The organism is Sphingobium sp. 3R8, assembly GCF_020166615.1.
In the GTDB taxonomy this organism is placed as follows: domain Bacteria; phylum Pseudomonadota; class Alphaproteobacteria; order Sphingomonadales; family Sphingomonadaceae; genus Sphingobium; species Sphingobium bisphenolicum.
Genome location: NZ_JAIQXR010000005.1, coordinates 136,820 through 162,433 on the forward strand (window position 1 = coordinate 136,820; position 25,614 = coordinate 162,433).

Sequence of the window (25,614 nt, forward strand, 5' to 3'; positions counted from 1 at the left end):
CGGGATCGCACTGCCTGCCTGCGCCACGAACAAGGAGGCGGGATGCCAGCATTCGCCGGCATGTTTAAAAGCTATCATGCCCCCTGCTAAGCCAGCATCTCCGCCGTGACCGGCAGGGTGCGGATGCGCTTGCCGGTCGCGGCATGGATGGCGTTGACCAGGGCGGGGATGACCGGCGGCAGGGCGGGTTCGCCCAGGCCGGTGGGCGGATAATCGGTCTTCAAGAACTCCACCACGATCCGCGGCGCATCGGCGATGCGCAGATAGGGGTGGGTATCGTAATTGGCCTGCTCCACCGCGCCAGCGACCTGGGTGATCTGCTGACCGGCCAGCGCCTGACCCAGCCCCTCGATCACAGACCCTTGCGCCTGATGCAGCGCGTTGATCGGGTTGATGATCTGGCTGCCGACATCGCCCGCGACCCAGACGGTCTTCACCTTGGGCATCCCATCGACGATCGCCACTTCCAGCACTTCGGCGAAATAGCCCATATGGCTGTAATAGAAGGCGAAGCCCTTGCCCGTGCCCTTGGGCAGCGCCTTGCGCGTCGCCCAGCCGCCCATGGCGAGCGCCTTTTCGATCACGCCTTGCGCGCGGGCGGTAACGAAGGGCGGCTGGTTGGGGCCGCGCGGCAGTTCCTTTGGATCGCGTAGCAGCTCCAGCATGAGGGTCGGCAGATCCTTGCCCGCCGCCTGCGCGACCTCGTCGAGAAAGGCCTGGGTGACGAAGGCCAGCGCGTTGGAGCCGGGCGCGCGCAGCCAGCCGGTCGGCATGTTGGTGGAAAGGAAACTCTGTTCCAGCAGGACATTGTCGATCAAACCGGCGGGCAGTTCGCTGGCGGGCATTTCCGCCGATCGCACCGGCTTGCCGTCCTTGCCGAAGGTGACGAAATGATCGTGGAAGGCGGTCAGCCTGCCGCCCTTGTCGAGCGCGGCGCGGAAACCGTGCCAGCCGGCGGGGCGATAGAAATCGCGCTGGATATCCTGCTGCCTGTTCCACAGCAGCTTGACCGGCACGCCCGGCACCTGCGCGGCGATCGACGCCGCCTGTACCATATAGTCGTTCATCAGCCGCCGACCGAAGCCGCCGCCGATGCGGGTGAAGTTGATGCGAATCTTGTCCGGCGGCAGGTTCAGCGCCTTGGCCACCAGCCCGCGCCCATTTTCCGGGTTCTGCGTCGGCGCCCAGATTTCAACCGCGCCGTCCTTGAACAGGGCGGTGCAATTTTGCGGCTCCAGCGTGCCGTGGGCGAGGAAGGGATAGTCGTAATCGGCGGCGACCGTCTTTGCCGCGCTGGCGAAGGCGACATCGATATCGCCGGTGCGGACGATGTCGGCATCCGCCTTGCCCTTGCGCTTCGCCGCCGCCTGGCTCGCATAGCTTTCGGTCGAAAACCCGCTGACCGCGCTGACATCCCAGTGGATCTTGAGCGCGTCGCGAGCCTGGTTGGCGCTCCACCAGCTTTTCGAGAGGATGGCGATGCCCTCAAAGCCGGATTCCGGCGTGCCGTCGCCCTTGATCGTCAGCACATGGGCAATGCCGGGCAGCGCTTTCACTTCGTCCAGATTGGCGGACTTAATGGCGCCGCCGAAGGCCGGGCAGGTTTCCAATACGGCATAGAGCATGCCCGGCAGCTTGAAATCGATGCCGAACAGCGGCTTGCCCGCGACGATGGCGGGGGTATCGACGCCGACGACCGACTGGCCGATGATGCGGAAATCGGCGGGTTCCGTCAGCTTGAGCGTCGCCGGATCAGGCGCGGGCAGTTTCGCCGCCGCCGCCGCGAGCGAGGCATAGGTCGCCGACTTGCCGGATTGGGGATCGCTGACCGTGCCGGCGGACGTCTTCAGCGTTTCCGGCACCACGCCCCAGCCCTGCGCGGCCGCCGCGACCAGCATCGCCCGCGCCGCGGCCCCCGCCTGCCGCGTGGGCAGCCATTCGCGCGGCGTCGTGCGGCTGCCGCCCGCGCTCTGGCCGCCGAAGACCTTGGCGTCGGCATGGGTCTGCTCGATCGTGACCTGGCTCCAGTCGACGCCCAGTTCCTCGGCGATCATCATCGGCAGCATCGTCTTGGCGCCCTGCCCGATCTCCGCATTTTTCGCGCCGATGACGACGCGATTGTCGGGCAGGATGCGGATGAAGGCGGTCAGGATCACCGGTGTCCCGTCGGCCGCCCGCGCCAGCGGCACATTCAGGTCAAACAACAGGCCGCCGCCCGCCAGCAGCGAAGCGGAAATGAAGCCCCGGCGCGAAAGGTTGGCGGCGCTCATGCCTGCACGTCCTGGATGCCGGCGGCGTCCTTGATCGCGGCGCGGATGCGCACATAGGTGGAGCAGCGGCAGAGGTTGCCCATCATCGCCGCATCGATCTCTTCATCGCTGGGTTTTGGCGTCGTCGCGAGCAAAGCGGTGGCGCTCATGATCTGCCCGGCCTGGCAATAGCCGCATTGCGGCACGTCATGCTTCACCCAGGCGGCGGCGATGCGCTTGCCGGGATCGCCCGTCTGCACGCCTTCGATCGTGGTGATCGCCTTGCCGGCGACATCGCCAAGCGGCGTCTGGCAGGATCGCACCGCGTCGCCGCCGACATGCACCGTGCAGGCGCCGCACAGCCCCGCGCCGCAGCCGAACTTGGTGCCGACCATGTCGAGATCCTCGCGCAGCACCCAGAGCAGGGGCTTGGCGGCGTCGCCATCGACCTGTCGTTTCTGACCATTGACCGTGAAGCTGATCGCCATATGTCTACCCCGTCTCTCTTGCCGCCAATAGAGGCGCATCTGCACGCGTCTGTCCAGTCGTCATGACAGCAGCGGTACGACATCCCCGCTGTCGCGCGCGACCGGGCGCGGCTGGACATGGACCAGCAACGCGTCGAGCTGGTCGCGCGCCTCCACCACGCCGCGCGCCAGCAGCCGCCCGCGCGCGTCGATCAGCGCGGCGGACGGTCGGTCGCCGGACCGGAAATCGCGCATCACCTCGGCGCTCATGATGACGTCGGTGTCGCGGATATGATGCTGGCGCAGCATGTCGCCATAGTCTTCCGCCCGTCCTTCCCCCAGGAAAAGCAGACGCAGCCGCTTGCGATCGGTCAGCGCCAGCGCGTCGCGGATCACGGCGCGGCTGGCGGGGCAATCGGGGCGGATGAACAGCAGCAGCAGCGCGCGCCCGTCCGCGCTCGGCCCGCCGATCGTCAGCATGTCCCCGGCCAGGGTCGGCGCGCTGACCACCGGGGCCGCGCCGCCGGGACCGGGCAGGCCGGCGCGCTGCACGATCGGCATGGCGCGATCCTGCAACAGCCGCACCTGGCGCGCCAGCGCGACCACCGCCACGACCAGCAGGATGACGATGATCCAGAGAAGGAAGAGAGACGCGATCAGCACCAGGCGGTCATGCTCACAGACATTGGAGCATGGCGCTAACCCGGCGATCCGCGCCGCTCGATAGGGCGTTTGACGTAGGGCCTCGGCCGGGTGTCCCGCTATGCCGGACGCAGGGTCGTTCGCAGGAACCCTTTGGGCGGCGCAGGCCGCCTCGCAGCAAGTACGCAAAAAGCCTCTCCCATAGCGGCTTGCTCCGGCCCGGACTCCTTGTGGGTCCGGGCCGTCATATTGGGGTAAGCGCGCAATGCTACGTCGTTCACCCCATTGCCGCTCCGCCGCCCGCCCCTAGCTTCCGTGACAAAGGTCAAGGGTGTCAAAGGGGGTAATGCGATGAGGCCGAAACATGCGCTGCTGGGCGCTTTGCTCGCCGCCACGGTGATTTCGTCGGCGGCGGTCGTCGCCCAGAATGACAAGCCCACCTTGCCCGCCGCGCTGGAAGCCAAGATCAAGACACTGTCCAAGGAAAAGCGCGATTTCCTGACTTCCGACCCGGCCGAGATGTTCGCCGGCTCCTACGACAAATTGTTCGAGCGGCTGGCGACCAAGACGCCGGAAGAAATCAGCGCCTATATCGAGGCGATGATGGACGCGGTGGCAGCATCGAAGTTCAACGCCAAGACCGACATGGCGGCTATCCCGCTCGATACTGACAATGAAAATTTCAACGGCTGGAAACTGCGCCGGCCCAGCGGCCTGGACCCCAAGCGCGAACCGGGGCCGTTTGAACTCAGCTATTACGCCCATGGTCGCGGCGGCGGCGTTTATGGCGGCGGCATCGCGACCTTCGCCGGCGCGCCGGTCGCGATCTTCCCGGAGGATCTGGTCGCGGGCAAGGTCGACGTCGCGATCGTCGGCGCCCCGCTGGACATGGGATCGGGCTATCGCGGGGCCAAGGGCGGGCCGTCCGCGATGCGCACCCAATATGGCGCGGGCGGCATCGACATGTACACGATGGTCGATCCGTCCAAGGAATTGAAGATCGTCGATTATGGCGACATCGCCGTCGACAATATGTCGACCGAGCGCACCGTCGCCCATGTGCGCGAGCGGGTAGCGGAAATCGCGCGCACCGGTGCCATCCCCTTCATCGTCGGCGGCGACCATAGCCTGGAATATAGCGACGTCGCGGGAATCGCCGACGTCCATGGCAAGGGCAGTTTCGGCGTCGTCCATTTTGATTCCCACTATGATGCGGGCAAGGGCGGTGTCCATTTCATCACCCATGGCGCCCCGGTCTATCGCGCGGTCAAGGAAGGCCATGTGCTGGGCAAGAATTATATCCAGGTGGGCCTGCGCGGGCCATGGCCGGAGAAGGAAGGCTTCGAATGGATGCGCGACAATGGCGTGCGCTACCATGCGATGCCGGAGGTCGAGAAGAATGGATGGGCCGCGACGATGGAACGCGCGCTCAAGGAAGCGCGGGAGAGCGGCAAGAAGCTCTACGTCTCCTTCGACGTGGACGTGCTCGACCCCGCCTTCATCCCCGGCACCGGCACCCCGGTCCCCGGCGGGCTGACGATGCGGGAGGCGATCCCGATCGTGCGCCGCCTGTGCGCCGAAAATGATCTGATCGGTTTCGAGATCGTGGAACTCGCCCCAGTGCTGGACCCGACCTATCGCAGCGCCTTGAACGCCAATTTCATCATGCACGCCTGCCTGACCGGGGTGGCGATGCGCAAGAAGGGGATCAGGCAGGCGGGCTATCTGTCCGACCTGACCACCGAACATGGCCAGCCCTACTATGGCGACAAGGCGGCCAAGGACGGCAAGGCGGAGAAGGTCGATCCCGGTTTCGCGCGGGGCGGTCGTCGGCGGACGACCTGATCGGGTTATTGCGAAGGAATGCGGAGGGGTAGCTGGCGGACGCGGGCCACCCTTTTCGTTACATACGTCATATGCCCCATGTCGCGACCTGCCTGCGCTAACCACATGTCTTATATGACCGTGCAAAGCGCCATCACCGTGCCGCCCAAGTCCCGGCACCAGCGGGTGGACGGGCGCGCCATGGTCGCCTTTTCCCCGCGCGGCGTCCGCGACATGATGCAGGTGGCGCCGGCGCGGCTGCTGTTCCCCGATGGGCGCGAGGGCGATTTTCCCCTGGCCGTCACCGTCACGACCAGCGGCGGGCTGACCGGCGGCGACCGGCTGGCGCTCGACGTCATCGTCGATCCCGGCGCGGCGGCGACGATCGTGCCGCAGGCAGCCGAAAAGCTGTACCGCGCGCTGGACGAGGACGAACCGACCCGCATCGACACCCGCATCAGCATCGGCGCGGGCGCGACCTGCGAATGGCTGGCGCAGGAGGCGATATTGTTCGACCGCAGCCGGATGCGGCGCACGCTCGAAGCGAACCTGGCGCCCGACGCGCGGATGCTGGCGATGGAGACGCTGGTGCTGGGGCGCGGCGCGATGGGGGAAAGCTACACCAGCGGCCTGATCCACGAAGCCTGGCGCATCCGGCGCGACGGGCGGCTGGTCTGGGCCGACACGCTCCATGTCGAAGGCGATTTCGCAAGCCAGGGCCGCGCGCCTTTCGGCTTCGGCGATGCGATCGCGATCGCCACTTTGGTCTATGCCGGAGCGGATGCGGGCGACTATCTCGACCTGGCGCGCAGCCTGTTCGAGGGGCCGGGTGCGGGCGCGACCAGTTTCGACGGCCTGCTGATCCTGCGCCTGACCGCCGCCGATCCGCAGGCGCTGCGCAAGGATGTGATGCGCGCGGCGGGCATATTGCGCGCCGCCATTTTCGGATTGTCGCCAACCATGCCAACCATCTGTTACTGCTAGGGCCATGAATCTCACGGGGCGGGAAAAGGACAAGCTGCTGGTCGCGATGGCCGCGATGGTCGCGCGCGGCCGGCTGGCGCGCGGGGTGAAGCTCAATCATCCCGAAGCGATTGCGCTCATCACCGACCATGTGGTGGAGGGCGCACGCGACGGCCAGTCGGTCGCCGCATTGATGGCGAGCGGCGGCCATGTGCTGACCCGCGATCAGGTGATGGAGGGCATAGCCGAGATGATCCACGACATACAGGTCGAGGCGACCTTCCCCGACGGCACGAAGCTGGTCACCGTGCACAGGCCGATCCGGTGATCCCCGGCGAGATCATCCCCGCCAGCGGCGACATATTGCTCAACGAGGGGCGTGTCCCCGTCACCCTCGCTATCGCCAATAGCGGCGACCGGCCGATCCAGGTCGGCAGCCATTATCATTTCGCCGAAACCAACCCGGCGCTGGTCTTCGATCGGGCAGCGGCGCGCGGCTATCGGCTAGACATACCGTCGGGCACCGCCGTCCGCTTCGAGCCTGGCCAGACGCGCGACGTGCAGCTCATCCCCTATGCCGGCGACCGGATGGTCATCGGCTTCCGCGGCGATGTGATGGGGAAGCTCTGACATGCCCGTGACCATGACCCGCCGCGCCTATGCCGGGATGTTCGGCCCCACGACCGGGGACCGCGTGCGGCTGGGTGATTCTTCGCTCTTTATCCGGGTCGAGGAAGACCGGACCATCTATGGCGAGGAAGTGAAGTTCGGCGGCGGCAAGGTGATCCGCGACGGCATGGGGCAAAGCCAGATGAGCCGCGCGGACGGCGCGCCCGACACCGTCATCACCAATGCGCTGATCCTGGATCATTGGGGTATCGTGAAGGCCGACGTGGCGATCCGCGACGGCCTGATCGCTGCGATCGGCAAGGCGGGCAACCCGGACGTCCAGCCCGGCGTCACCATTCCCATCGGGCCAGGTACGGAGATCATCGCGGGCGAAGGCCGCATCCTGACCGCGGGCGGGATCGACGCCCATATCCATTTCATCTGCCCCCAGCAGGTGGACGAGGCGCTGAATGCGGGCATCACCACCATGCTGGGCGGCGGCACCGGCCCGGCGCACGGTACGCTGGCGACGACCTGTACGCCCGGCGGCTGGCATATCGGACGCATGTTGCAGGCGCTCGAAACCATGCCGATGAATTTCGGCCTGTTCGGCAAGGGCAATGCCAGCCAGCCCCAGGCGCTGGAGGAGATGATCCGCGCGGGCGTCTGCGGCCTCAAGCTGCACGAGGATTGGGGCACGACCCCGGCCGCGATCGATTGCTGCCTGTCGGTCGCCGACGACTATGACATCCAGGTCGCGATCCATACCGACACGCTCAACGAAGCGGGCTTCGTCGAAAGCACGGTCGGCGCGTTCAAGGGGCGGACCATCCACGCCTTCCATACCGAGGGTGCGGGTGGCGGTCATGCGCCCGACATCATCAAGGTGGCGGGCCTGCCCAACGTCCTGCCCTCCTCCACCAACCCGACCCGGCCCTATACCGTCAACACGATCGAGGAACATCTCGACATGCTGATGGTCTGCCACCATCTCGACCCGCGCATCGCCGAGGATGTCGCCTTCGCCGACAGCCGCATCCGCAAGGAGACGATCGCGGCGGAGGATATTCTCCACGATCTGGGCGCTTTCTCGATGATGTCGTCGGACAGCCAGGCGATGGGGCGCGTGGGCGAGACGATCATCCGCTGCTGGCAGAGTGCGGACAAGATGAAGCAGCAGCGCGGGTCGCTGGGATCGGACGATGCCGACAGCGACAATTTCCGCGCGAAACGCTATATCGCCAAATATACGATCAACCCGGCGATCGCCCATGGCATCGGCCATATCGTCGGGTCGATCGCGGTTGGCAAGCTGGCCGATCTCGTTCTCTGGTCGCCCGCCTTCTTCGCGGTGAAGCCCGACATGGTCATCAAGGGCGGCAGCATCGCCACCGCGCCGATGGGCGACCCCAATGCCAGCATCCCCACGCCCCAGCCGGTCCATTACCGCCCGATGTTCGGCGGCATGGGCCGGGCAGGCGCGCTGTCGGCGGTGCATTTCGTGTCGGCTGCGGGGATTGCGGACGGGATCGGCGAACGGCTGCACCTCGCCCGGCCGCTCGAAGCCGTGCGCAATACGCGCAGCGGGATCGGCAAGGCGTCGATGATCCTGAACGACGCGATGCCCGACATCCAGGTCGATCCCGAGACTTACGAAGTGCGGGCCGACGGCGAACTGCTCACCTGCGAACCGGCCAGCGTGCTGCCGTTCGCGCAGCGCTATTTCCTGTTCTGATGAAGGCCCGATCATGCTGACCGCCCATGACGTCATCCCCCACGGCCACTGGTCGGGTCCAGCCGCCGACCATATCATGCTGGATCATGACGCGCGGCACCGTCGGCGCTGGGTCTACACCGCCGACCATGGCACCATGTTCCTGCTCGACCTGGCCCGCGCCACGGTGCTGGGGCATGGCGACGCGCTGCAACTGTCGGACGGGCGGCTGGTTGAAATTCTCGCCGCCCCCGAAGCGCTAGTCGAGGTCACCGCCGACAGTGCATCGACGATGATGCGGCTCGCCTGGCATATCGGCAACCGGCACCTGCCCGCCGAACTCCATCCCCACGCCATCCGCCTGCGCGACGACCATGTCATCAACGCCATGCTCGAAGGGCTGGGCGCGACGGTGACGCAGATCGAGGCGCCCTTCACCCCCGAAGGCGGCGCCTATTCGGGTGGCGGCCATCATCATGGTCATGCGCACGATCATGACCATGGCCACGATCACCACCACCACGACCATGCTGGCTGACGCCGCCCTCCACCGCCTTCTGGCCTGGACCTCGCCTGCCTATCCGGTGGGCAGCTTCACCTATAGCCATGGCCTGGAAACCGCGGTCGAGGACGGCCGCGTCCGCACCGCGACCGATGTCGCCGCCTATGTCGAGGCGGTGCTGGCGCGCGGCGGCGGCTGGGTGGATGCGGTGCTGTTCGTCCATGCTTATGAAACGGCAGGCGACGCCGCAGCGTTCGATGCCATCGCCGAACTGGCGGGCGCGTTCCGGGGCAGCAGCGAAACGGCGCTGGAAAGCCGACAGCAGGGTGGCTCCTTCCTGTCGGTCACGCGCAAGGCCTGGCCCCATCCGACGCTCGACGCCTTTGCGGCGCGCTGGGAAGGGCGTCCGATGGCGCATACGGTCGTGATGGCGCTGGCCTGCGCCGCCCATGCCATCCCGCTGGAACCCGCGCTGCACGGCTGGCTTCATGCCACCGCCGCCAATCTGGTATCGGCCGGGGTGCGCCTCGTGCCGCTCGGCCAGACCGACGGGCAGTTGGCGCTGGCCGCCCTCTCCCACGCCATTCCGGCCATCGCCGCCAAAGCGATGATTACGTCGCTCGACGATCTCGGCACCGCCGCGCCCGACCTTGAACTCGCCAGCCTCGCCCATGAAACCCTCTACACAAGGCTCTTCCGCTCATGACCTCTCGTAACGGTCCCTTACGCGTCGGCATCGGCGGCCCGGTCGGCTCCGGCAAGACCGCGCTGACCGACCGGCTCTGCAAGGCGATGCGCGACCATTATAATATCGCCGCTATCACCAACGACATCTACACCCGCGAGGATGCGGAATTTCTCACCCGCTCCGGCGCGCTGGTGCCGGAACGGATCATGGGCGTGGAGACGGGTGGCTGCCCGCATACCGCGATCCGCGAGGACGCCAGCATCAATCTGGCTGCGGTGGACGAGATGAGCCGGAAATTCCCCGGCCTGGAGGTCATCTTCATCGAAAGCGGCGGCGACAATCTCGCCGCGACCTTCAGCCCCGAACTGGCCGACATCACCATCTACGTCATCGATGTGTCGGCCGGCGACAAGATCCCGCGCAAGGGCGGGCCGGGCATCACGAGGTCCGACCTGCTGCTCATCAACAAGATCGACCTCGCCCCGCTGGTGGGCGCGGACCTGGGCGTCATGGACAGGGACGCCAGGAAGATGCGCGGGCAGCGCCCCTTCCTCTTCACCAACCTCAAGGACAATATCGGCCTGCCCGCCGTCATCGCCTTCATCGTCGCGACCGGCGGCCTGCGCCCCTGGCACGCCGATACCGCCGCGATCTGATGGACCGCGCCGCCTATGTCCTGCGCGAAAAGCGGCTCTACAATAAATGGGTCGCGAGCCAGACATTGGAGGATTATGCCCTGCGCTACACCGCCGACAGCGCGCGGCGCTGGACGGCGGGACAGGTGGCGGGCACCGCGATCGGCGCGACCGCCTTCCTCGCCTGCGAAGCGATCGGCGCGTCGATCACCCTGACCTACGGCTTCGCCAACAGCGTCGCCGCGATCGCCGCCGCGGTCGCTTTGATGTTCGTCATCGGCCTGCCTATCGCCTATCACGCCGCCAAGCACGGCCTTGACATCGATCTGCTGACGCGCGGCGCGGGCTTTGGCTATCTGGGGTCCACCCTCACCTCGCTGATCTACGCCAGCTTCACCTTCCTGCTTTTTTCGGTCGAAGCGACGATCATGGCGGTCGCGCTGCGGGCGATGACAGGGATGCCGATGAGCCTCGCCTATCTGGCGAGCGCGCTGGTGGTCATCCCGATCGCACTCTACGGCATGAGCGCCATCACCCGGTTCCAGAACGCGACCCAATGGGTCTGGATCACGCTACAAGTCGCGCCGATCGCCTATATCCTCTGGTCCGGCCCGGCCGCGCTGGCCGAATGGAGCCATTTCACCGGGCAACTGGGCGCCAGGGACGGCAGCGTCAGCCTGCTCTATTTCGGCTTCGCGCTGTCCACCCTCCTCTCCCTTCTGCCGCAAATCGGGGAGCAGGCGGACTATCTGCGCTTCCTGCCGGACAAGGCGACGATCGGCCGGGGGAAATGGTGGGCGGCGATGCTGGCGGGCGGGCCGGGATGGACCCTGATCGGCGGCATGAAGCTGCTGCTCGGGTCATGGCTGGCGCATTTCCTGGTCAAGAGCGCCGCCTTGCAGAGCGAGGCGTCCAGCCCGACCGCGATGTTCCAGGCGATCTATACCGCCATGACGGGCCATGCCGGCCTGTCGCTGATCCTGACCGGCCTGTTCGTCATCATCTGCCAATTGAAGATCAACGTCACCAACGCCTATGCCGGATCGATCGCCTGGTCGAATTTCTTCGCCCGGCTGACGCACAGCCATCCCGGCCGGGTCGTGTGGCTCATCTTCAACGTGCTGCTCGCTTTGCTGCTGATGGAAGTCGGCATTTTCGACGCGATCGAGGCGATATTGATCCTCTACGCCACGGTCGCGGCGGGCTGGATCGGGGCGCTGGCCGCGGACCTGATGATCTCCAAGCCGCTGCGCCTGTCGCCTGCGGGAATCGAGTTCAAGCGGGCGCATCTGTTCGACATCAATCCGGTGGGCATTGGCGCGATGCTGCTGTCCATCGCGGTATCCGCTCTCGCCCATTTCGGCCTGATGGGCGACATAGCCCGCGCCTTCGCCCCGGTGATCGGCATGGCGGTCGCTTTCACCACCGCCCCGATCATCGCGCTTGTCACCCATGGCCGCTATTATATCGCCCGCCGGTCCCACTGGCCCGCAGGCAGCGATATAAAGACCTGCATCATCTGCGAAAACGCGTTCCAGCATGCCGACATGGCGCATTGCCCGATGTATGCTGCGCCGATCTGCTCGCTCTGCTGCACGCTGGAGGCGCGCTGCCACGACCGGTGCAAGACCGACAGCCGGGCGACGCAGCAGGCCGCGCGCTGGCTGGAACGGCTGCTGCCCCGCGCCATCGCCAAACATGTGCATACGCCCGTCGGCCATTTCATCGCCGTCATGAGCATCATCACCCTGGCGAACGGCGCGGTGCTGGGCGGCATCGGCTGGCAAGTGGCGCGGGGTGCGCCATCCATCGCCGCGCAGACATCCAGCCTGATGCTGGGCCTGTTCCTGCTCTTTTCGCTGTTCGGCGGGGTCATCGCCTGGATGATCGTGCTGGCACACCAGAGCCGCCGGTCGGCGATGCAGGAAAGCGAGCATCATGTGCAGAAACTGATGGAAGAGGTGATCGCCCATGACGTGACCGGCGCGGAACTGCAACGCGCCAAGGAGGCGGCCGAAGCCGCCAACGCCGCCAAGAGCCGCTATCTGGTCAGCGTCAGCCATGAAATCCGATCCCCGCTCAACAGCATCTACGGCTATGCCCAGCTTATGGAGCGCGGTCACGAGATCGCCCCGATCGAAGCGGCCAAGGTCATTCGCCGCAGCGCCGAGCATCTGACCAATCTGGTCGAAGGGCTGATGGACATCAGCCAGGTCGAAAGCGGCGTACTGCGCATCAGCAGCGAAACGGTGCGCCTGTCTCCCTTCGTCGACCAGATCGCCAATATGTTCCGGCCGCAGGCGCAGGCCAAGGGGATCGACTTCCTCTACGAACGGCCCGAGAAGCTGCCCGATTTCGTGCGGACCGACCAGAAGCGGCTGCGCCAGATCCTCATCAACCTGCTGTCCAACGCGATCAAGTTCACCCGGTCCGGCGCCGTCACCTTCCGCGTCCAATATCGCAGCCAGATGGCGACGTTCGACATCGTCGACACCGGCATCGGCATCGCCGCCGATGACCTCAAACGCATCTTCGATCCGTTCGAGCGCGGCTCCAATCCCGACGCGCAAAAGCAGAAGGGCATCGGCCTCGGCCTCGCCATCACCCAGGCGCTGGTGCAGATATTGGGCGGCGACCTGTCCGTGGTCAGCACCGCGGAGCAGGGCACGCAATTCACGGTGCGGCTGATGCTGGGCCATGTCGCGGGCGTGGCCGACAGCCAGCCGGTCGAAACGATCAGAGGCTATGAAGGCGACCGGCGCAAAGTGCTGCTGATCGACGATGACGCCGTCCAGGTGGCGGTGCTGCGCGGGCTGCTGGAGCCGCTCGACTTCATCGTGTTCGAGGCGCTGAACGGACGCACCGGCATGGAGATCGCCGCACGCGAACAGCCCGACATCGTCCTGCTCGACATCTCCATGCCCGGCGAATCGGGTTGGGACGTGTGCCGGGCGCTGCGCGAGACGCTGGGCGGCGCGGTCCGCATCGTCATGGTGTCGGCCAATGCGCATGAGTTCCATCGCGGTGGCGATGGCCGCGCGGCGCATGACATGTTCCTGATGAAGCCGGTCGATCTCGACGCGTTGCTCGATGCGATCGCGGACCAGTTGCGCATCCGCTGGACCGGCGACGCGCTGCCGGCACCCGTCCCCGCCATCGGGGACGAAGCGCTGCCGCCGCTGCCGCAGGAAGCCGCGCCGATCCTGGCCGATATCGAGCAGAAGGCGATCATCGGCCATGTCCGCGGCATCGAATCCAGCATCCGCACGCTGGAGGAAACCGTGCCCGACGCCGCGCCGCTGACCCGACGCCTCCTCGCCCATCTCGACCGTTTCGACCTCAAGGGGCTGATCAGAACCATAAGGGCCGCCCGATGACCACGCCTTCCCACACCGATACCGTCCTCGTCGTGGACGACACACCCGAATCGCTGCGCTTCCTGACCGACACGCTGGAGGCGGCCAATATCTCCGTGCTGATCGCCACCAGCGGCGACGCGGCGATCGAACTGCTGGACCATGTCGCCCCCGACCTTATTCTGATGGACGCGGTGATGCCGGGGCTGGACGGGTTCGAGACGACGCGCGCGATCAAGCAGATGCCTGCGGGCGCGCCGATTCCGATCATCTTCATGACCGGCCTCACCGAAAGCGAGCATGTCGTCCACGCGCTGGAGGCGGGCGGCGTCGATTATGTGCGCAAACCGATCGTGGTCGAGGAGCTGTTGGCCCGCGTGCGCGTGCATATGGCCAATGCGCGCCAGACCCAGGGCGGCCAGTTCGCGCTCGACGCCACGGGGCGGAACCTGATCGCGGTCGCAACCGACGGGCGGCTGAGCTGGAGCACGCCGGGTGCGGAGAAATTGATGGAGGCGCTGGCGCCGGGCTGGTCGCGCGGCGACGCCGCGCCGCCTGCGCTGCTGCGCAACGCCGTCGGACGGCTACTGGCCGACGATCTCGCCCCCGGAGCGACGGCGAAGGCGGACAGCGGCCAGGGCGATACGGTCGAACTCATCATCGTCGGGCGACCGCGCCGCGACGAGATATTGATCCGCCTCAACCATATCGACCCGCAGGCCGACATCGGCCGGCTCCAAAGCCATTTCGGCCTGACCCAGCGCGAGGCCGAAGTGTTGCTGTGGATCAGCTACGGCAAGCCCAACCGGGTCATCAGCGAGATATTGGTCATCAGCCCGCGCACCGTGAACAAGCATCTGGAGCAGATTTTCGAGAAGCTGGGCGTGGAAACGCGGGCCGCGGCGGCCGCCTTCGCGGTGCGGGTGATCGCGCATTGAGCCCCCCCTCTCCCCCAGGGAGAGAGGATATGCAGCCTTAATCGCGCAGCGCGTCAGGCGACGTCGGGAGAGGGGAAGGCGACGTTCCGTTCGCAACAAGTCCCTCCAGCCGCGCCAGCATCTCAGCACTGACCGCCACCCCCTCCCGCAACGCTTTCTCCCGCGCGGCGAAACGACGGTCGCCGGGCATCCGCTCCTGCCCCGCCGCCCGCAACGCTTCGACCAGTTGCTCGACCCGCGCCGCAAACCCCGCCGCCGATCCGCCGCGCGCCGGGTCGATCAATATCACACACTCCCCGGTGCAGGGCGTCTGCGCGCCGGGATGCCCCGACCAGTCGACCTCATGCGCGTAGAGCCCGCCGGTCAGGGCGGCGGCCATGATCTCGATCATCATCGCGATCGCTGCCCCTTTATGCCCGCCAAAGGGCAGCAGCGCGCCGCCGTCCAGCACCGCGCGGGGATCGCGGGTCGGCCGGCCCGCCGCATCGACGCCCGCGCCTTCGGGCAGGGCGTGCCGTTCCCGCGCGGCGATCTGTACGTCGCCATGGGCCAGCAGGCTCACCGCCTGGTCGAACACGACGATCTTCCCGCCCGCGTGCGGCGCGGCGAAGGCGAGCGGATTGGTGCCATAGACGGGCTTTTTCGCGCCGGGCGGAACCACGACGGCCATGCTGTCCACCATGGCGATCGCAACCAGCCCCGCCTCCGCAAAGGGTTCGACATCGGGCCAGAGCGCCGCGAAATGATGCGATCGCCGGATCGCGACGACGCAGGCGCCGGTCGCACGCGCCCTTGCCATGGCCATCGGCGTAGCGGCCGCCAGCGCGGGCTGGGCAAAACCGTTGGCGGCATCGACGCGCAGGAAGGACGCGCCGCCATCCTCGACCACCGGCTGCGCTCGCCCGTCGACCCATCCGCTGCGCAGCGTCGCGACATAACCCGGCATCCGGAACAGGCCGTGGCTCATCGCCCCGTCGCGCTCCGCCCCGGCGCAATTGCGGGCAAGGATATCCGCCACGCCCGGTGACGTGCCATTGGCGAGAAAGATGCGGGCCAGCAGCGCCACCAGCGCGTCGAAATCCATAGGGGTCATGGCGCCACCCTCCCCCGCTTTGCCGCGCAGCGCAACGGCCGGAACGCGGCAGGCCATACGTCCTTCACCCCATTGCCGCCCCTTGGCCGCCGTCCAGACTGACGGTCATGGCCCATGATCCGATCGACCTTGATGCACTCCGCCGCCTCTATGCCGGGGGTGGCGGGGCAGACATTCACGACCCCCATTTCCGCGAGGTGGCCGGGCTGCAATTCAAGAACGGCGACAAGCGCCGCTGGCCCTTCGCCCAGCCCTCCACGCTGCTGGACGCGCCCTATATCGCCGGCGGGCTGGCGCCGGAGACGCTCGACCGGCTGGACGTCGCGCTGGTCGGCGTGCCGATGGACCTGGGCGTCACCAACCGGCCGGGCGCGCGCTATGGCCCGCGGGCGGTGCGGGCGATCGACCGGATCGGTCCCTATGAACATCAGTTGCGCGTCGCGCCGATGAACGCGCTGACGGTTGCGGACGTGGGCGATGTCGCGATGCAGAGCCGCTACGACCTGGCGCTCTGCCATGCGGACATCGAAGCATGTTACGCGATGATTGGCGCCACCCGCGCAATCCCGCTATCGGTCGGCGGCGACCATAGCATCACCGGGTCGATCATGAAGGGGCTGGCCGCCGCCAAAGGGCCGATGGGCATGGTTCATTTCGATGCCCATTGCGACACCGGCGGCATTTATGAAGGTTCCAAATTCCACCATGGCGCGCCCTTTCGCGAAGCCGTGCTGGCAGGCGTGCTGGACCCAAGGCGATCGATCCAGATCGGCATCCGGGGCGGGACGGAATATCTGTGGGAATTTTCCTACGCCAGCGGCATGACCGTGATCCATGCCGAGGACTGCGCGGCGATGGGCATGGACGCCGTCGTCGCGAAAGCGCTGGAGGTCGTGAGCGACGGGCCGACCTATGTGACCTTCGACGTCGACGGGCTGGACCCGGTCTATGCGCCGGGCACCGGGACGCCCGAAATCGGCGGGTTGTCGACGCGCGAGGCGCTGCACCTGCTGCGCGGGCTGGCGGGGATCGACATCATCGGGGGCGACGTGGTGGAGGTCGCGCCCGAATATGATCCGACCACGGTGACGGCGCAGGCCGCTGCCCAGATGCTGTTCCAGTTGCTCTGCCTGGTGCAGTTGCGCCGATGAATGTTGCGGCGGAGCCAGCACTGAAGCGCGGCGTCACCGGACCGGGCTATTTCGCGCTCGCCTTCGGCACGATCGTCGGGTCCGCCTGGATGGTGCTGATGGGCGAATGGGTCGCGCCCGCGGGACCGGGCGGCGCGGTGCTGGCCTTTCTGGGCATGACCCTGCTGATGGTGCCGGTCGCGGCCGCCTATGCCGAACTGGTCGCCCGCGTGCCGCGCGCAGGGGCGGAGTTCGTCTTCGTCGAAAAGGCGTTCGGACCATGGCCCGGCTTCGTCACCGGATGGTATCTGACGCTCTATTTCGTCGGTATCGCTGCGTTCGAGGGGCTGGCCCTGTCCTGGTTCCTGGAAAATCTGGCGCCGTCGCTCAGCGGGCAGGCCCCGCTCTATACGCTGCTCGGCCGGCCGATCACGGCGATGGACCTGATCGTCGGACTGGCGGGCGCGGTGGTGATGACCATCCTCAACGCATCGGGCGCGACGATCGCGGTGGGCTTCCAGAAGATCGTGACCTTCGCCTTCCTCACCGCGTCGGCCGTGCTGGTGCTGCTGGGCTTTGCGCAGGGCGATACGGGGAACTGGCACCCGCTGTTCGAATCGGCGCAGGATCGCAGCTTCGCCGGCGGCATGTTCGTGATGCTGGGCGTTGCGGGCATGTGGCTGTCGGGGTTCCAGACCGCCGCGTCGGCGGTGGAGGAACGCGCGCCCGGCACCAGTTTCCACACGGTCGCCCGCGCCATGATGGCGGCGGTGGCGGTCGCGGCTTTGTTCTACAGCCTCATCATCCTGGCGTCGGCATCGCTGGCGCCATGGCGCGACCTGACGTCGGGCGCGCTGCCGGTCGCTGCCGCCTTCGACCATGCGCTGGCGGGAGGGCTGGCCACCAAGGGGATCATCCTGGTCGCCATGGCGTCCCTGCTCAAGACGTGGAACGCGATGCACCTGTCCGCGACGCGCGTCATCCTGGCGCAGGCGCGGGCGGGTTTCCTGCCCGCCAGCCTCGCCCATATCGACGCGCGCACCGGCGCGCCGCGGCGGGCCGCGCTGCTGGTGGGGCTGTGGACCTGCCTTGGCGTGCTGGCAGGGCGCGGGGCGATCGGCCCGATCATCTCCATGGGGACGATGTGCACCACCGCCATCGCCGCGGTCGCGATGCTCGCGCTGATGCGGCTGCGCAGCCGCGACAAGGGCGCGACTCCGCCCGCTTTCGTGCTGGCAGGGGGCAGTCCGCTGCTGGTCGCGATCAGCAGCGGCGCCGCCGTGGTGGCGAGCGCCGCCATCGCCACGCCGTTCGGCGTCAGCGACGGGATGCCGGTCGAAATCTGGCTGATGCTCGGCTGGCTGGCGCTGGGCGGCGGGATGGTGATGGCGCAGCGGCTGCTGATGGGCGCGCCGACGGTGCAGCCGGCTTAAAGCAATATCAATTGCGCGACCGGCGCGAAGCTGCGGCGGTGCAGCGGGGTCGGCCCATGTTCGCGCAAGGCGGCGAGATGCCGGGCGCTGCCATAGCCCTTGTTCGTGTCCCAGCCATAATGGGGATGCTGCGCGGCGGCCTCCACCATCATCCGGTCGCGGCTTTCCTTGGCGATGATCGAGGCGGCCGCGATCGACAGACATTTGGCGTCGCCCTCCACGATCGCGGTCGAGGCCCAGCGCCATGTCGGGCAGCGATTGCCGTCCACCAGCACATGCGCACAATCGTGCCCCAGCGCTTCCACCGCGCGGGTCATGGCCAGCATCGTCGCCCAGAGAATGTTGATCTGGTCGATCTCTTCCACGCTGGCGACACCGACGCCCCAGCAGAGTGCGCGCGCCTTGATCTCGACCTCCAGCGCTGCCCGGCGTTTGGCCGTCAATTGCTTGCTATCGTTGAGGCCGTCGGGGCAATCCTCCGCGCGCAGGATGACGGCGGCGGCGACCACCGGTCCCGCCAGCGGACCACGCCCCGCTTCGTCCACGCCGGCGACCAGGCCTGGATGATGGCGCATCTCGTGGCAAAAATCAGGCATGGTCGGAATAGCGCGCGGCCAAGGCCGCTGCGTCCCAGCCGGTCGGGTCGACCGCCGCCAACAGATGGTAGAAGGGCGTCAGACCCAGCGCATGGCCCATCGGACCATGGCCCTGCCCCAGCCCCGGCGCCGCGGCCAGAACCGCCGCGACGAAGGCTTCCGCCCGGTCGGCCGCGTCGGCCAGCGACAGGCCGCCGCCCAAGCCGGTCGCGATGGCGCTGGCCAAAGTGCAGCCGGTGCCATGACTGTTGCGGGTTTCGATCCGCGCGACCGCATAGTCCGCGACCATATCCTCATCGATCAGCAGATCGTGGATCAACGGGCGATCGTCGTCGGCCTGCTGCGGCAGATGCCCGCCCTTGGCGAAGATGACCGCGCCGGTGCGATCGCGCAGCGCCTGTCCGGCCGCCTCCAGCGCCTCGACATCGCCGATCGTCCTGCCGGTCAGCGCCTGCAACTCCGGGACATTGGGGGTGATGACGCTCGCCACCTGCATCAGCGCATCGAATGCGACGACGGTCGCCTCATCCGCCAGCAGCGATCCGCTGCTGGCCACCATGACGGGGTCGAAGACGATCGGCACGGCATCGAGTTGCGCAAGGCGTTCCGCCACGGCGGCCGCCGTCTGCGCCGATCCGATCATGCCGATTTTCACCGCATCCACGCCGATGTCGCTGATGCAGCTTTCGATCTGCGCCAGCACCATGGCGGTCGGCACCGGATGGACACCCTGCACGCCCAGCGTGTTCTGCGCCGTGAGCGCGGTGATTGCGGTCATGGCGTGGCCGCCCAGCATCGTCACGGTCTTGATGTCCGCCTGGATACCCGCGCCGCCCCCGCTGTCGGAACCGGCGATGATGAGGATGCGCCCAGGCTTCATCCCTTGAAGTGCCGCTCCGTCGAGGCGGGATTGTTCGCCAGCGCCTTGCCCACGCGGCTGGGCCGGTCCATCAGTTCGCCGCCGCAATTGGGGCAGCGATCGTCCAGCGCCTCGGCGCAGGGGGCGCAAAAGGTGCATTCGAACGAACAGATGAACGCACCGGGTTCGTCGGCGGGCAGGTCCGTGCCGCAGCGTTCGCAATCGGGGCGCATCTCAAGCATCACGCCGCCGCCTTCTCGACCGCCGCGCAGATGCGCTCCACCACATCCTTGACCTGATCCGCCTTGTCGCCTTCCGCCATCACGCGGATCACCGGTTCGGTGCCGGACGGGCGGATGACGAGGCGGCCGGTGCCGTCCAGTTCCGCTTCCGCCTGCGCGATCACGCGCTTGACCTCGTCATGCTCCAGCGGCTTGCCACCGGAGAAGCGGACATTCTTGAGCAGTTGCGGCACGGGATCGAACTGGTGCAGCGTCTCGCTGGCGGGCTTGCCCGAACGCACCAAGGCCGCCAGCACCTGCAACGCCGCGACCGTGCCGTCGCCGGTGGTGGCGTAATCGGACAGGATCATGTGACCGGACTGTTCGCCGCCCAGATTGAAGCCGCCCTCGCGCATCCGTTCCAGCACATAGCGGTCGCCGACCTTGGTGCGCTCCAGCGCGATGCCCCTGGCCGCCAGGAAGCGTTCGAGGCCAAGATTCGACATGACCGTGGCGACCAGCCCACCGCCGCGCAATGTGCCCTCGGCCATGAAATTGGCGGCGATCAGCGCCATGATCTGGTCGCCGTCGACGATCTGGCCCTGTTCGTCCACGACGATCAGCCGATCGGCGTCGCCGTCCAGCGCGATACCGACGTCGGCGCCGGACGACACCACGGTTTCCTGCAACAGCAAAGGCGCGGTCGATCCGCAGCCGTCGTTGATGTTGGTGCCGTTGGGCGTCACCCCGATCGCCACGACCGTAGCGCCCAGTTCCCACAGGGCCGACGGCGCGACCTGATAGGCGGCGCCATTGGCGCAATCGACCACGATCTTGAGCCCGTCGAGGCGCAGGTCGGCGGGAAAGCTGGACTTGACCGCATGGATATAGCGGCCGCGCGCATCCTCGACCCGGCGGGCGCGGCCGATATCCTTGGATGCGGCAAGCGGGATATCCTGCCCGATCAGCGCCTCGATCTTCAGCTCATCCTCGTCCGACAGCTTATAGCCGTCCGGCCCGAACAATTTGATCCCATTGTCGAAATAGGGATTGTGGCTGGCCGAGATCATGACGCCCAGGTCCGCGCGCATCGAATGGGCGAGCAGCGCGACCGCCGGCGTCGGGATCGGCCCGAACTGGACCACGTCCATCCCCACGGCGGTGAAGCCCGCGACCAGCGCATTTTCGACCATATAGCCCGACAGGCGGGTATCTTTGCCGATCACCACGCGATGGCGATGGCTGCCGCGCAGGAAATGGGTGCCGGCGGCCATGCCGACCTTCATCGCCAGTTCCGCCGTCATAGGCCATTGGTTGGTGCGGCCGCGGATGCCGTCGGTGCCGAAATATTGCCTGCTCATGCCCCTTCCTTGCACCCATCGGGGCCGCCCGATCAACCCGCCGCGATCGCATGAGCAATCTTTAATCGACTTTCCATGCATCCGGCGGCATCCGGGGGTGATGGAAAATTTCAACGCCTTTGTCGACGGCCTGTCCGCCGCCGTCTTTTTCAAGGTGCCGCTCTTTGGCGCGCAGATCGAACTGATCGTGCTCTATCTGGCGCTGCCGATGCTGTTCTTCACGCTCTGGCTGGGCTTTCCCAACATCCGTCAGGTCGGGCGCGCGATCCATATCCTGCGCACGCAGCCGCAGGAAGGCGAGGCGAAGGGCGATGTCAGCCAGTGGGCAGCGCTCTCCACCGCGCTGTCGGGTACGATCGGCCTCGGCAATATCGCCGGCGTCGCGGTGGCGCTGACCATGGGCGGGCCGGGCGCGATCTTGTGGATGTTCATCATCGGCTGGTTCGCGATGACGGTGAAAATGGCGGAGGTCACGCTGGGCCTCAAATATCGCGTGTTCGACGCGCAGGGCCATGTCCATGGCGGGCCGATGTATGTGCTCAAAGCCGTGGGCGCGGCGCGCGGCTGGCCCAAGGTCGGGCTGGCGCTGGGCGGCGCCTACGCCTTCTTCGCGCTGTTCGGAGCGATTCCGATGGTGCAGGTCAACCAGAGCTTCGCGCAGGTGAAGGTCGTCACCGGCCTGACCAACGGCTGGGCCTATGGCGTGTTCCTGGCCGGCGCGGTGGCGCTGGTAACGCTGGGCGGCGCGGCCTGGCTGGGCGAAGTGGCCAAGCGGCTGACCCCGCTCAAGGTCAGCGTCTATCTGCTGGGCGTCGTGGCTATCCTGATCCTGCATCTTGGCGAGATACCCGCCGCGCTGGCGCTGATCTGGAATGGCGCATGGAGCGGACAGGCCGCGACCGGCGGCGCGGTCGGCGCTTTCGTCGCGGGGATGCGGCGCGCTGTCTTCGCCAGCGAGGCGGGCGTGGGGTCCGCCGTCATGGCGCACAGCCTGGCGCGGACCCAGCATCCGGTATCGGAAGGGCTGGTCGCGCTGCTGGAGCCGCTGCTCGGTACGATGATCGTGTGTGCGCTGGGCGGCCTGGCGCTGGTGGTCGCGGGAACGTGGAATACGGGGCTGGAAGGGATCGCGATCACATCGGCCGCCTTCGCCCAGGTGTCGCCCTGGTTCCCCTGGCTGCTGGCGGTCGTCGTCTTTCTGTTCGCCTATTCGACACTGGTCGCCTGGGGCTTTTATGGCTTGCAGGCCTGGGGCTATCTGTTCGGCAACGGGCCGCGGGCGCAATGGACGTACAAGATCCTCTATGTCGTCGCCCTGCCCCCCGCCGCCGCGATCGACCTGGGCCGCGTGGTCGGCATCGTCGACAGCAGCTTTTTCCTGATGGCCATCCCCAACGTCATTGCGCTGTATCTGTGCGCCGGGGAATTGCGGCGGGACGTCCGGGCCTATCTGGCGAAAGAGGCCTAAGGACCATCAACATTCAGCCCTGGTTTCAGCCGCGCATCTTCTGAACGGCAAAAGGCCCCGCTCCTTCCGGAGCGAGGCCTTTTTTTCACGGCCAGGGATCAGATCAGATCTTGTCGCCGAGCGCACCCTTGACCGAACCGGACACGTCCTGGACGGTGCCCTTGGCCTTCTGCGCCTTGCCTTCGGCTTCCAGCCGTTCATTGTCGGTCGCCTTGCCGATGCCTTCCTTGACGGCACCAGCCGCCTTGTTGCCTGCGGCCTTCAGCTTGTCGGTTGCTTCGCCCATGTCATTACTCCTTCAGGGTGGTTGCAAGTTTCAACGATGCACCGCACAAAGGGTTGCCGACGATACGCAGGCGAAACGAAGCTTTTACAGGGGCTTTTCGTAAATCTGATAGATTTTGTTAACGGTGCTGTTGATCGCCTCGGCGATGCCGTTCATGCCCTGATTGTCGTCCAGCACCCAGCCGATCTCGCCCCGCGTCGATCCATAATCGGCGATCGCCTGACGACGGATGGTTTCGATCATCATGAAGGCGAGCTGGCCCGCCATGCGCGAGCTTTGCAGGCGCTGCACCACGCCCATCAGCGGCACCCGCATGGTGCGCGCCTGAGGCTTGCGCAGCCAGCGCAGCAGCTTGATCCAGCCGAAGGGGAAAAGCGCGCCATTGAGCGACTTGGTCGCTTCGTTGAGGTCCGGCAGCGTCATCATGAACGCGACCGGCTCGCCGTCCAGTTCGGCGACCATGATAAGGTCTTCGAACACGATCGGCTTCAATTTCTTGCCGGTATGCGCGATTTCCGCGTCGGTGATCGGCACGAAGCCCCAATTATTGCCCCAGGCGTCGTTCAGGATCGCCAGGATGGTCGCGGCCTCGGCATCGAATTTCGACTTGTCGACCCGGCGGATGCGGATGCGGTCGTTATTCTCGCCCGACTTGATGATGCGCTGGATCAGCGGCGGAAAATCGCGCGTGATGTCCAGTTCATAGGTTTTGAGCTGCTTGACCGGGACGTAGCCCGCTCCCTCGATCATCGCGTGATAGGCCGGGCTGTTATGCCCCATCATCACCGTAGGCGGATGGTCGTGCCCCGCGATCAACAGGCCCGGCTCTTCCCAGATCGACAGCGATATCGGCCCCAGCACGCGGGTCATGCCCTTTGCGCGTAGCCAATCCTCCGCCGTCGCGATCAATGCCTTGCCGGTCTCCGCGTCCTCCGCTTCGAACAGGCCGAAATTGCCGGTGCCCGGCCCCATCCCCTGTTCGACGGGCTGTTCCAGCGCGAGATGATCGATATGGGCGGAAATGCGGCCAACCACCGTCCCGCCGCGGCGGGCGAGAAAATATTGCGCCTCGGCATGGCCGAAAAAGGGGTTCTTACCCGGCGTCAGCAGTTCCTTCACCTCCGCCTTCAACGGCGGCACCCAGGCGGGATCGTTGGCATAGAGGCGCCAGGGCAGGTCGATAAAGGCCTTCAAATCGGCCTTGCCGGAAACGGGGGTGATGACCAGATCAGATTGCGCCACTTATGCCGCCTTCGAGGAAATTACGGGATGGATGTGCAGTTCGCCCCTTGTTGCCGGAATGTCAATCAGGTGCGCCGGGCGGGGCGACAACATGGTGAATATGTCATGGTGCTGCCATGATCTCAGCGCATTTGGAGGCTAGGACCGCCCGCATGACTGTGCATGATCCCATATTGGCCGCCGCCCAACGCGCGCGCGCCGCGATCCCCGACGATAGCGCGATGCTGCGTGCCGCGGCCGAACTGACGCGCGACTATGCGGTCGCCAATCCACGCATCTACTGGCCCGACCTGCTGGCGTCCGCGCTGCTGGGCTGGGGCGCGCTGGCCGGCGCGATTCTGGCGGAGAATGTGGCCGTGGCGATCGCCTGCGCGTTCGTTGCCATGCTGGCGCTCTACCGCGCGGCCAGCTTCATCCATGAGCTGACCCACATCCGCAAGGGCGCGCTGCCCGGCTTTCGCCTGGGCTGGAACCTGATCGTCGGCATTCCGCTGATGATCCCCTCCTTCATGTATGAAGGGGTTCATACCCAGCATCATGCCCGCACCCGCTATGGCACTGCCGAAGACCCGGAATATCTGCCGCTGGCGCTGATGAAGCCCTGGTCGCTGCCGCTGTTCATCCTTGTCGCCTCGCTGGCGCCGGTGGGCCTGATCCTGCGCTTCGGCGTGCTGACGCCGCTGTCGCTGCTGATCCCGCCGCTGCGCGCCAAGGTGGTGGCGGAACTGTCGGCCCTGTCGATCAATCCATCCTATCGTCGCCGTGCGCCCGAAGGCGATTTCGCCCGCATGTGGATGTGGCAGGAAGCGGGCGCATCCCTGTTCGCGCTGGCGCTGGTCGGCAGCGTCTTCGCCTTCGGCTGGAAGCCGTTGCTCGTCTATATGGCGATCCATTCGGCCATGACCGTCATCAACCAGTTGCGCACGCTGGTCGCGCATCTGTGGGAGAATGAGGGCGAGCCGATGACGGTGACGGCGCAATATCTCGATTCGGTCAACGTGCCCCCGCCCGGCACGCTGCCCGCGCTCTGGGCACCGGTGGGTCTGCGCTATCATGCGCTGCACCATCTGTTGCCCAGCGTCCCCTATCATGCGCTGGGCAAGGCCCATGCCCGGCTGATCGCCACGCTGGACGGGGAATCGCCCTATCATCGCGGCAATTATCCGGGGATGCTGCCGCTGGTCGGCAAGATCGCGCGCAGCACGATGGTGGCGCGCTGAGGTGGATCGATTAATTTCCGTTGCCTGTTGAAACCTGATTTGGCGCGGCCTATATCGGGGTCGTTCCGGTCTCTTTCCCCTCCCCCCTATGAGGATCGGAACGCCCCCTCTGGAGGCC

Annotated in this window: 24 protein-coding genes; 14 read left to right on the top strand and 10 right to left on the bottom strand. The window is 66.6% G+C overall.

All coding sequences use genetic code 11. From position 1 onward, the window contains the following. Window positions 1-86: 86 nt before the first annotated feature. Genes K9B33_RS06750 through K9B33_RS06760 form a run of 3 tightly spaced genes read right to left on the bottom strand, consistent with a single transcriptional unit; the run spans window position 87 to window position 3,379 of the window. Window positions 87-2,270, bottom strand: a complete 2,184-nt coding sequence (locus K9B33_RS06750; protein WP_224547623.1) for a xanthine dehydrogenase family protein molybdopterin-binding subunit — start codon at window positions 2,268-2,270, stop codon at window positions 87-89. After that, window positions 2,267-2,737 (bottom strand): (2Fe-2S)-binding protein, encoded by a 471-nt coding sequence (locus tag K9B33_RS06755; protein WP_066600872.1) that lies wholly within the window; start codon window positions 2,735-2,737, stop codon window positions 2,267-2,269. Before K9B33_RS06755 ends, K9B33_RS06750 begins: the two co-directional genes overlap by 4 nt. Before the next feature lie 60 nt (window positions 2,738-2,797). Then, a complete protein-coding gene (locus K9B33_RS06760) occupies window positions 2,798-3,379 on the bottom strand; it encodes a methylamine utilization protein MauD (protein ID WP_224547625.1) in 582 nt (193 codons plus the stop codon). Between the two features lie 330 nt (window positions 3,380-3,709). Here K9B33_RS06760 and K9B33_RS06765 point away from each other — a divergent pair, with 330 nt between their 5' ends. The 10 genes from K9B33_RS06765 (at window position 3,710) to K9B33_RS06810 (ending at window position 14,587) form a co-directional block, all read left to right on the top strand. Continuing rightward, entirely contained in the window at window positions 3,710-5,203 is a 1,494-nt protein-coding gene (locus K9B33_RS06765; protein WP_224547626.1) for an agmatinase family protein, read from the top strand. Between the two features lie 105 nt (window positions 5,204-5,308). Continuing rightward, a complete protein-coding gene (locus tag K9B33_RS06770; RefSeq protein WP_224547628.1) occupies window positions 5,309-6,166 on the top strand; it encodes an urease accessory protein UreD in 858 nt (285 codons plus the stop codon). Between the two features lie 4 nt (window positions 6,167-6,170). Beyond that, window positions 6,171-6,473, top strand: a complete 303-nt coding sequence (locus K9B33_RS06775; protein WP_066600864.1) for an urease subunit gamma — start codon at window positions 6,171-6,173, stop codon at window positions 6,471-6,473. Beyond that, on the top strand, window positions 6,470-6,775 hold the full coding sequence (locus K9B33_RS06780) for an urease subunit beta (protein WP_318011087.1): 306 nt from the start codon (window positions 6,470-6,472) through the stop codon (window positions 6,773-6,775). Before K9B33_RS06775 ends, K9B33_RS06780 begins: the two co-directional genes overlap by 4 nt. A gap of 1 nt (window position 6,776) precedes the next feature. Further along, on the top strand, window positions 6,777-8,489 hold the full coding sequence (gene ureC, locus K9B33_RS06785; RefSeq protein ID WP_224547629.1) for an urease subunit alpha: 1,713 nt from the start codon (window positions 6,777-6,779) through the stop codon (window positions 8,487-8,489). Between the two features lie 13 nt (window positions 8,490-8,502). Then, window positions 8,503-9,006, top strand: a complete 504-nt coding sequence (gene ureE, locus K9B33_RS06790) for an urease accessory protein UreE (RefSeq protein WP_224547630.1) — start codon at window positions 8,503-8,505, stop codon at window positions 9,004-9,006. After that, window positions 8,963-9,676, top strand: a complete 714-nt coding sequence (locus K9B33_RS06795) for an urease accessory protein UreF (RefSeq protein ID WP_224547631.1) — start codon at window positions 8,963-8,965, stop codon at window positions 9,674-9,676. Before ureE ends, K9B33_RS06795 begins: the two co-directional genes overlap by 44 nt. Further along, on the top strand, window positions 9,673-10,314 hold the full coding sequence (gene ureG, locus K9B33_RS06800) for an urease accessory protein UreG (RefSeq protein ID WP_224547632.1): 642 nt from the start codon (window positions 9,673-9,675) through the stop codon (window positions 10,312-10,314). Before K9B33_RS06795 ends, ureG begins: the two co-directional genes overlap by 4 nt. Next, the gene (locus tag K9B33_RS06805) at window positions 10,314-13,670 is read left to right on the top strand and encodes an ATP-binding protein (RefSeq protein ID WP_224547633.1); all 3,357 of its coding nucleotides are present in this window, start codon (window positions 10,314-10,316) and stop codon (window positions 13,668-13,670) included. Before ureG ends, K9B33_RS06805 begins: the two co-directional genes overlap by 1 nt. Continuing rightward, a complete protein-coding gene (locus K9B33_RS06810; protein WP_066600856.1) occupies window positions 13,667-14,587 on the top strand; it encodes a DNA-binding response regulator in 921 nt (306 codons plus the stop codon). The genes K9B33_RS06805 and K9B33_RS06810 overlap by 4 nt, the downstream gene beginning before the upstream one ends. A 37-nt stretch (window positions 14,588-14,624) precedes the next feature. Here the strand turns inward: K9B33_RS06810 and K9B33_RS06815 are convergent, their stop codons facing one another. Further along, window positions 14,625-15,680, bottom strand: a complete 1,056-nt coding sequence (locus tag K9B33_RS06815) for an Ldh family oxidoreductase (protein WP_224547634.1) — start codon at window positions 15,678-15,680, stop codon at window positions 14,625-14,627. A 107-nt stretch (window positions 15,681-15,787) separates the two neighbouring features. Between K9B33_RS06815 and speB the strand changes: the two genes are divergently transcribed. Together speB and K9B33_RS06825 are read left to right on the top strand one after the other, a co-directional pair. Next, a complete protein-coding gene (gene speB / locus K9B33_RS06820) occupies window positions 15,788-16,831 on the top strand; it encodes an agmatinase (protein WP_224547635.1) in 1,044 nt (347 codons plus the stop codon). Next, window positions 16,828-18,243, top strand: a complete 1,416-nt coding sequence (locus tag K9B33_RS06825) for an APC family permease (RefSeq protein WP_224547636.1) — start codon at window positions 16,828-16,830, stop codon at window positions 18,241-18,243. The genes speB and K9B33_RS06825 overlap by 4 nt, the downstream gene beginning before the upstream one ends. Here the strand turns inward: K9B33_RS06825 and K9B33_RS06830 are convergent. The 4 genes from K9B33_RS06830 to glmM are packed head-to-tail and all read right to left on the bottom strand — an operon-like array spanning window position 18,240 to window position 21,280. Next, window positions 18,240-18,839 (bottom strand): ribonuclease HII, encoded by a 600-nt coding sequence (locus tag K9B33_RS06830; RefSeq protein WP_066600849.1) that lies wholly within the window; start codon window positions 18,837-18,839, stop codon window positions 18,240-18,242. The two genes, K9B33_RS06825 and K9B33_RS06830, sit on opposite strands and share 4 nt — an antisense overlap. Next, window positions 18,832-19,719 (bottom strand): bifunctional hydroxymethylpyrimidine kinase/phosphomethylpyrimidine kinase, encoded by an 888-nt coding sequence (gene thiD / locus K9B33_RS06835; RefSeq protein ID WP_224547637.1) that lies wholly within the window; start codon window positions 19,717-19,719, stop codon window positions 18,832-18,834. Before thiD ends, K9B33_RS06830 begins: the two co-directional genes overlap by 8 nt. Further along, a complete protein-coding gene (locus K9B33_RS06840; protein ID WP_224547639.1) occupies window positions 19,716-19,940 on the bottom strand; it encodes a DUF1272 domain-containing protein in 225 nt (74 codons plus the stop codon). The genes thiD and K9B33_RS06840 overlap by 4 nt, the downstream gene beginning before the upstream one ends. Continuing rightward, window positions 19,940-21,280 carry a phosphoglucosamine mutase gene (gene glmM, locus K9B33_RS06845; protein ID WP_224547641.1) on the bottom strand — a complete coding sequence of 447 codons (1,341 nt, stop codon included), beginning with the start codon at window positions 21,278-21,280 and terminating at the stop codon, window positions 19,940-19,942. The genes K9B33_RS06840 and glmM overlap by 1 nt, the downstream gene beginning before the upstream one ends. 100 nt (window positions 21,281-21,380) lie before the next feature. On the opposite strand from glmM, the gene K9B33_RS06850 reads away from it, so the two are divergent. Then, window positions 21,381-22,748 carry an alanine/glycine:cation symporter family protein gene (locus K9B33_RS06850; RefSeq protein ID WP_224547643.1) on the top strand — a complete coding sequence of 456 codons (1,368 nt, stop codon included), beginning with the start codon at window positions 21,381-21,383 and terminating at the stop codon, window positions 22,746-22,748. A 103-nt stretch (window positions 22,749-22,851) separates the two neighbouring features. On the opposite strand, the gene K9B33_RS06855 is transcribed toward K9B33_RS06850, so the two are convergent. Both K9B33_RS06855 and K9B33_RS06860 read right to left on the bottom strand, forming a co-directional pair. Further along, entirely contained in the window at window positions 22,852-23,034 is a 183-nt protein-coding gene (locus tag K9B33_RS06855) for a CsbD family protein (protein WP_224547645.1), read from the bottom strand. 84 nt (window positions 23,035-23,118) lie between these two features. Next, entirely contained in the window at window positions 23,119-24,276 is a 1,158-nt protein-coding gene (locus tag K9B33_RS06860) for an N-acetyltransferase (protein ID WP_224547647.1), read from the bottom strand. A 152-nt stretch (window positions 24,277-24,428) separates the two neighbouring features. Between K9B33_RS06860 and K9B33_RS06865 the strand changes: the two genes are divergently transcribed. Beyond that, the gene (locus K9B33_RS06865) at window positions 24,429-25,496 is read left to right on the top strand and encodes a fatty acid desaturase family protein (protein ID WP_224547649.1); all 1,068 of its coding nucleotides are present in this window, start codon (window positions 24,429-24,431) and stop codon (window positions 25,494-25,496) included. The last annotated feature ends 118 nt before the right edge of the window (window positions 25,497-25,614 follow it).

Bases quoted from the DNA above. Each gene is read 5' to 3' on its own strand.
- K9B33_RS06750 (WP_224547623.1), bottom strand. From the start codon at position 2,270: ATGAGCGCCGCCAACCTTTCGCGCCGGGGCTTCATTTCCGCTTCGCTG.
- K9B33_RS06755 (WP_066600872.1), bottom strand. From the start codon at position 2,737: ATGGCGATCAGCTTCACGGTCAATGGTCAGAAACGACAGGTCGATGGC.
- K9B33_RS06765 (WP_224547626.1), top strand. From the start codon at position 3,710: ATGAGGCCGAAACATGCGCTGCTGGGCGCTTTGCTCGCCGCCACGGTG.
- K9B33_RS06770 (WP_224547628.1), top strand. From the start codon at position 5,309: ATGTCTTATATGACCGTGCAAAGCGCCATCACCGTGCCGCCCAAGTCC.
- K9B33_RS06775 (WP_066600864.1), top strand. From the start codon at position 6,171: ATGAATCTCACGGGGCGGGAAAAGGACAAGCTGCTGGTCGCGATGGCC.
- ureC (WP_224547629.1), top strand. From the start codon at position 6,777: ATGCCCGTGACCATGACCCGCCGCGCCTATGCCGGGATGTTCGGCCCC.
- ureE (WP_224547630.1), top strand. From the start codon at position 8,503: ATGCTGACCGCCCATGACGTCATCCCCCACGGCCACTGGTCGGGTCCA.
- K9B33_RS06795 (WP_224547631.1), top strand. From the start codon at position 8,963: ATGACCATGGCCACGATCACCACCACCACGACCATGCTGGCTGACGCC.
- ureG (WP_224547632.1), top strand. From the start codon at position 9,673: ATGACCTCTCGTAACGGTCCCTTACGCGTCGGCATCGGCGGCCCGGTC.
- K9B33_RS06805 (WP_224547633.1), top strand. From the start codon at position 10,314: ATGGACCGCGCCGCCTATGTCCTGCGCGAAAAGCGGCTCTACAATAAA.
- K9B33_RS06810 (WP_066600856.1), top strand. From the start codon at position 13,667: ATGACCACGCCTTCCCACACCGATACCGTCCTCGTCGTGGACGACACA.
- K9B33_RS06815 (WP_224547634.1), bottom strand. From the start codon at position 15,680: ATGACCCCTATGGATTTCGACGCGCTGGTGGCGCTGCTGGCCCGCATC.
- speB (WP_224547635.1), top strand. From the start codon at position 15,788: ATGGCCCATGATCCGATCGACCTTGATGCACTCCGCCGCCTCTATGCC.
- K9B33_RS06825 (WP_224547636.1), top strand. From the start codon at position 16,828: ATGAATGTTGCGGCGGAGCCAGCACTGAAGCGCGGCGTCACCGGACCG.
- K9B33_RS06830 (WP_066600849.1), bottom strand. From the start codon at position 18,839: ATGCCTGATTTTTGCCACGAGATGCGCCATCATCCAGGCCTGGTCGCC.
- thiD (WP_224547637.1), bottom strand. From the start codon at position 19,719: ATGAAGCCTGGGCGCATCCTCATCATCGCCGGTTCCGACAGCGGGGGC.
- K9B33_RS06840 (WP_224547639.1), bottom strand. From the start codon at position 19,940: ATGCTTGAGATGCGCCCCGATTGCGAACGCTGCGGCACGGACCTGCCC.
- glmM (WP_224547641.1), bottom strand. From the start codon at position 21,280: ATGAGCAGGCAATATTTCGGCACCGACGGCATCCGCGGCCGCACCAAC.
- K9B33_RS06850 (WP_224547643.1), top strand. From the start codon at position 21,381: ATGGAAAATTTCAACGCCTTTGTCGACGGCCTGTCCGCCGCCGTCTTT.
- K9B33_RS06855 (WP_224547645.1), bottom strand. From the start codon at position 23,034: ATGGGCGAAGCAACCGACAAGCTGAAGGCCGCAGGCAACAAGGCGGCT.
- K9B33_RS06865 (WP_224547649.1), top strand. From the start codon at position 24,429: ATGACTGTGCATGATCCCATATTGGCCGCCGCCCAACGCGCGCGCGCC.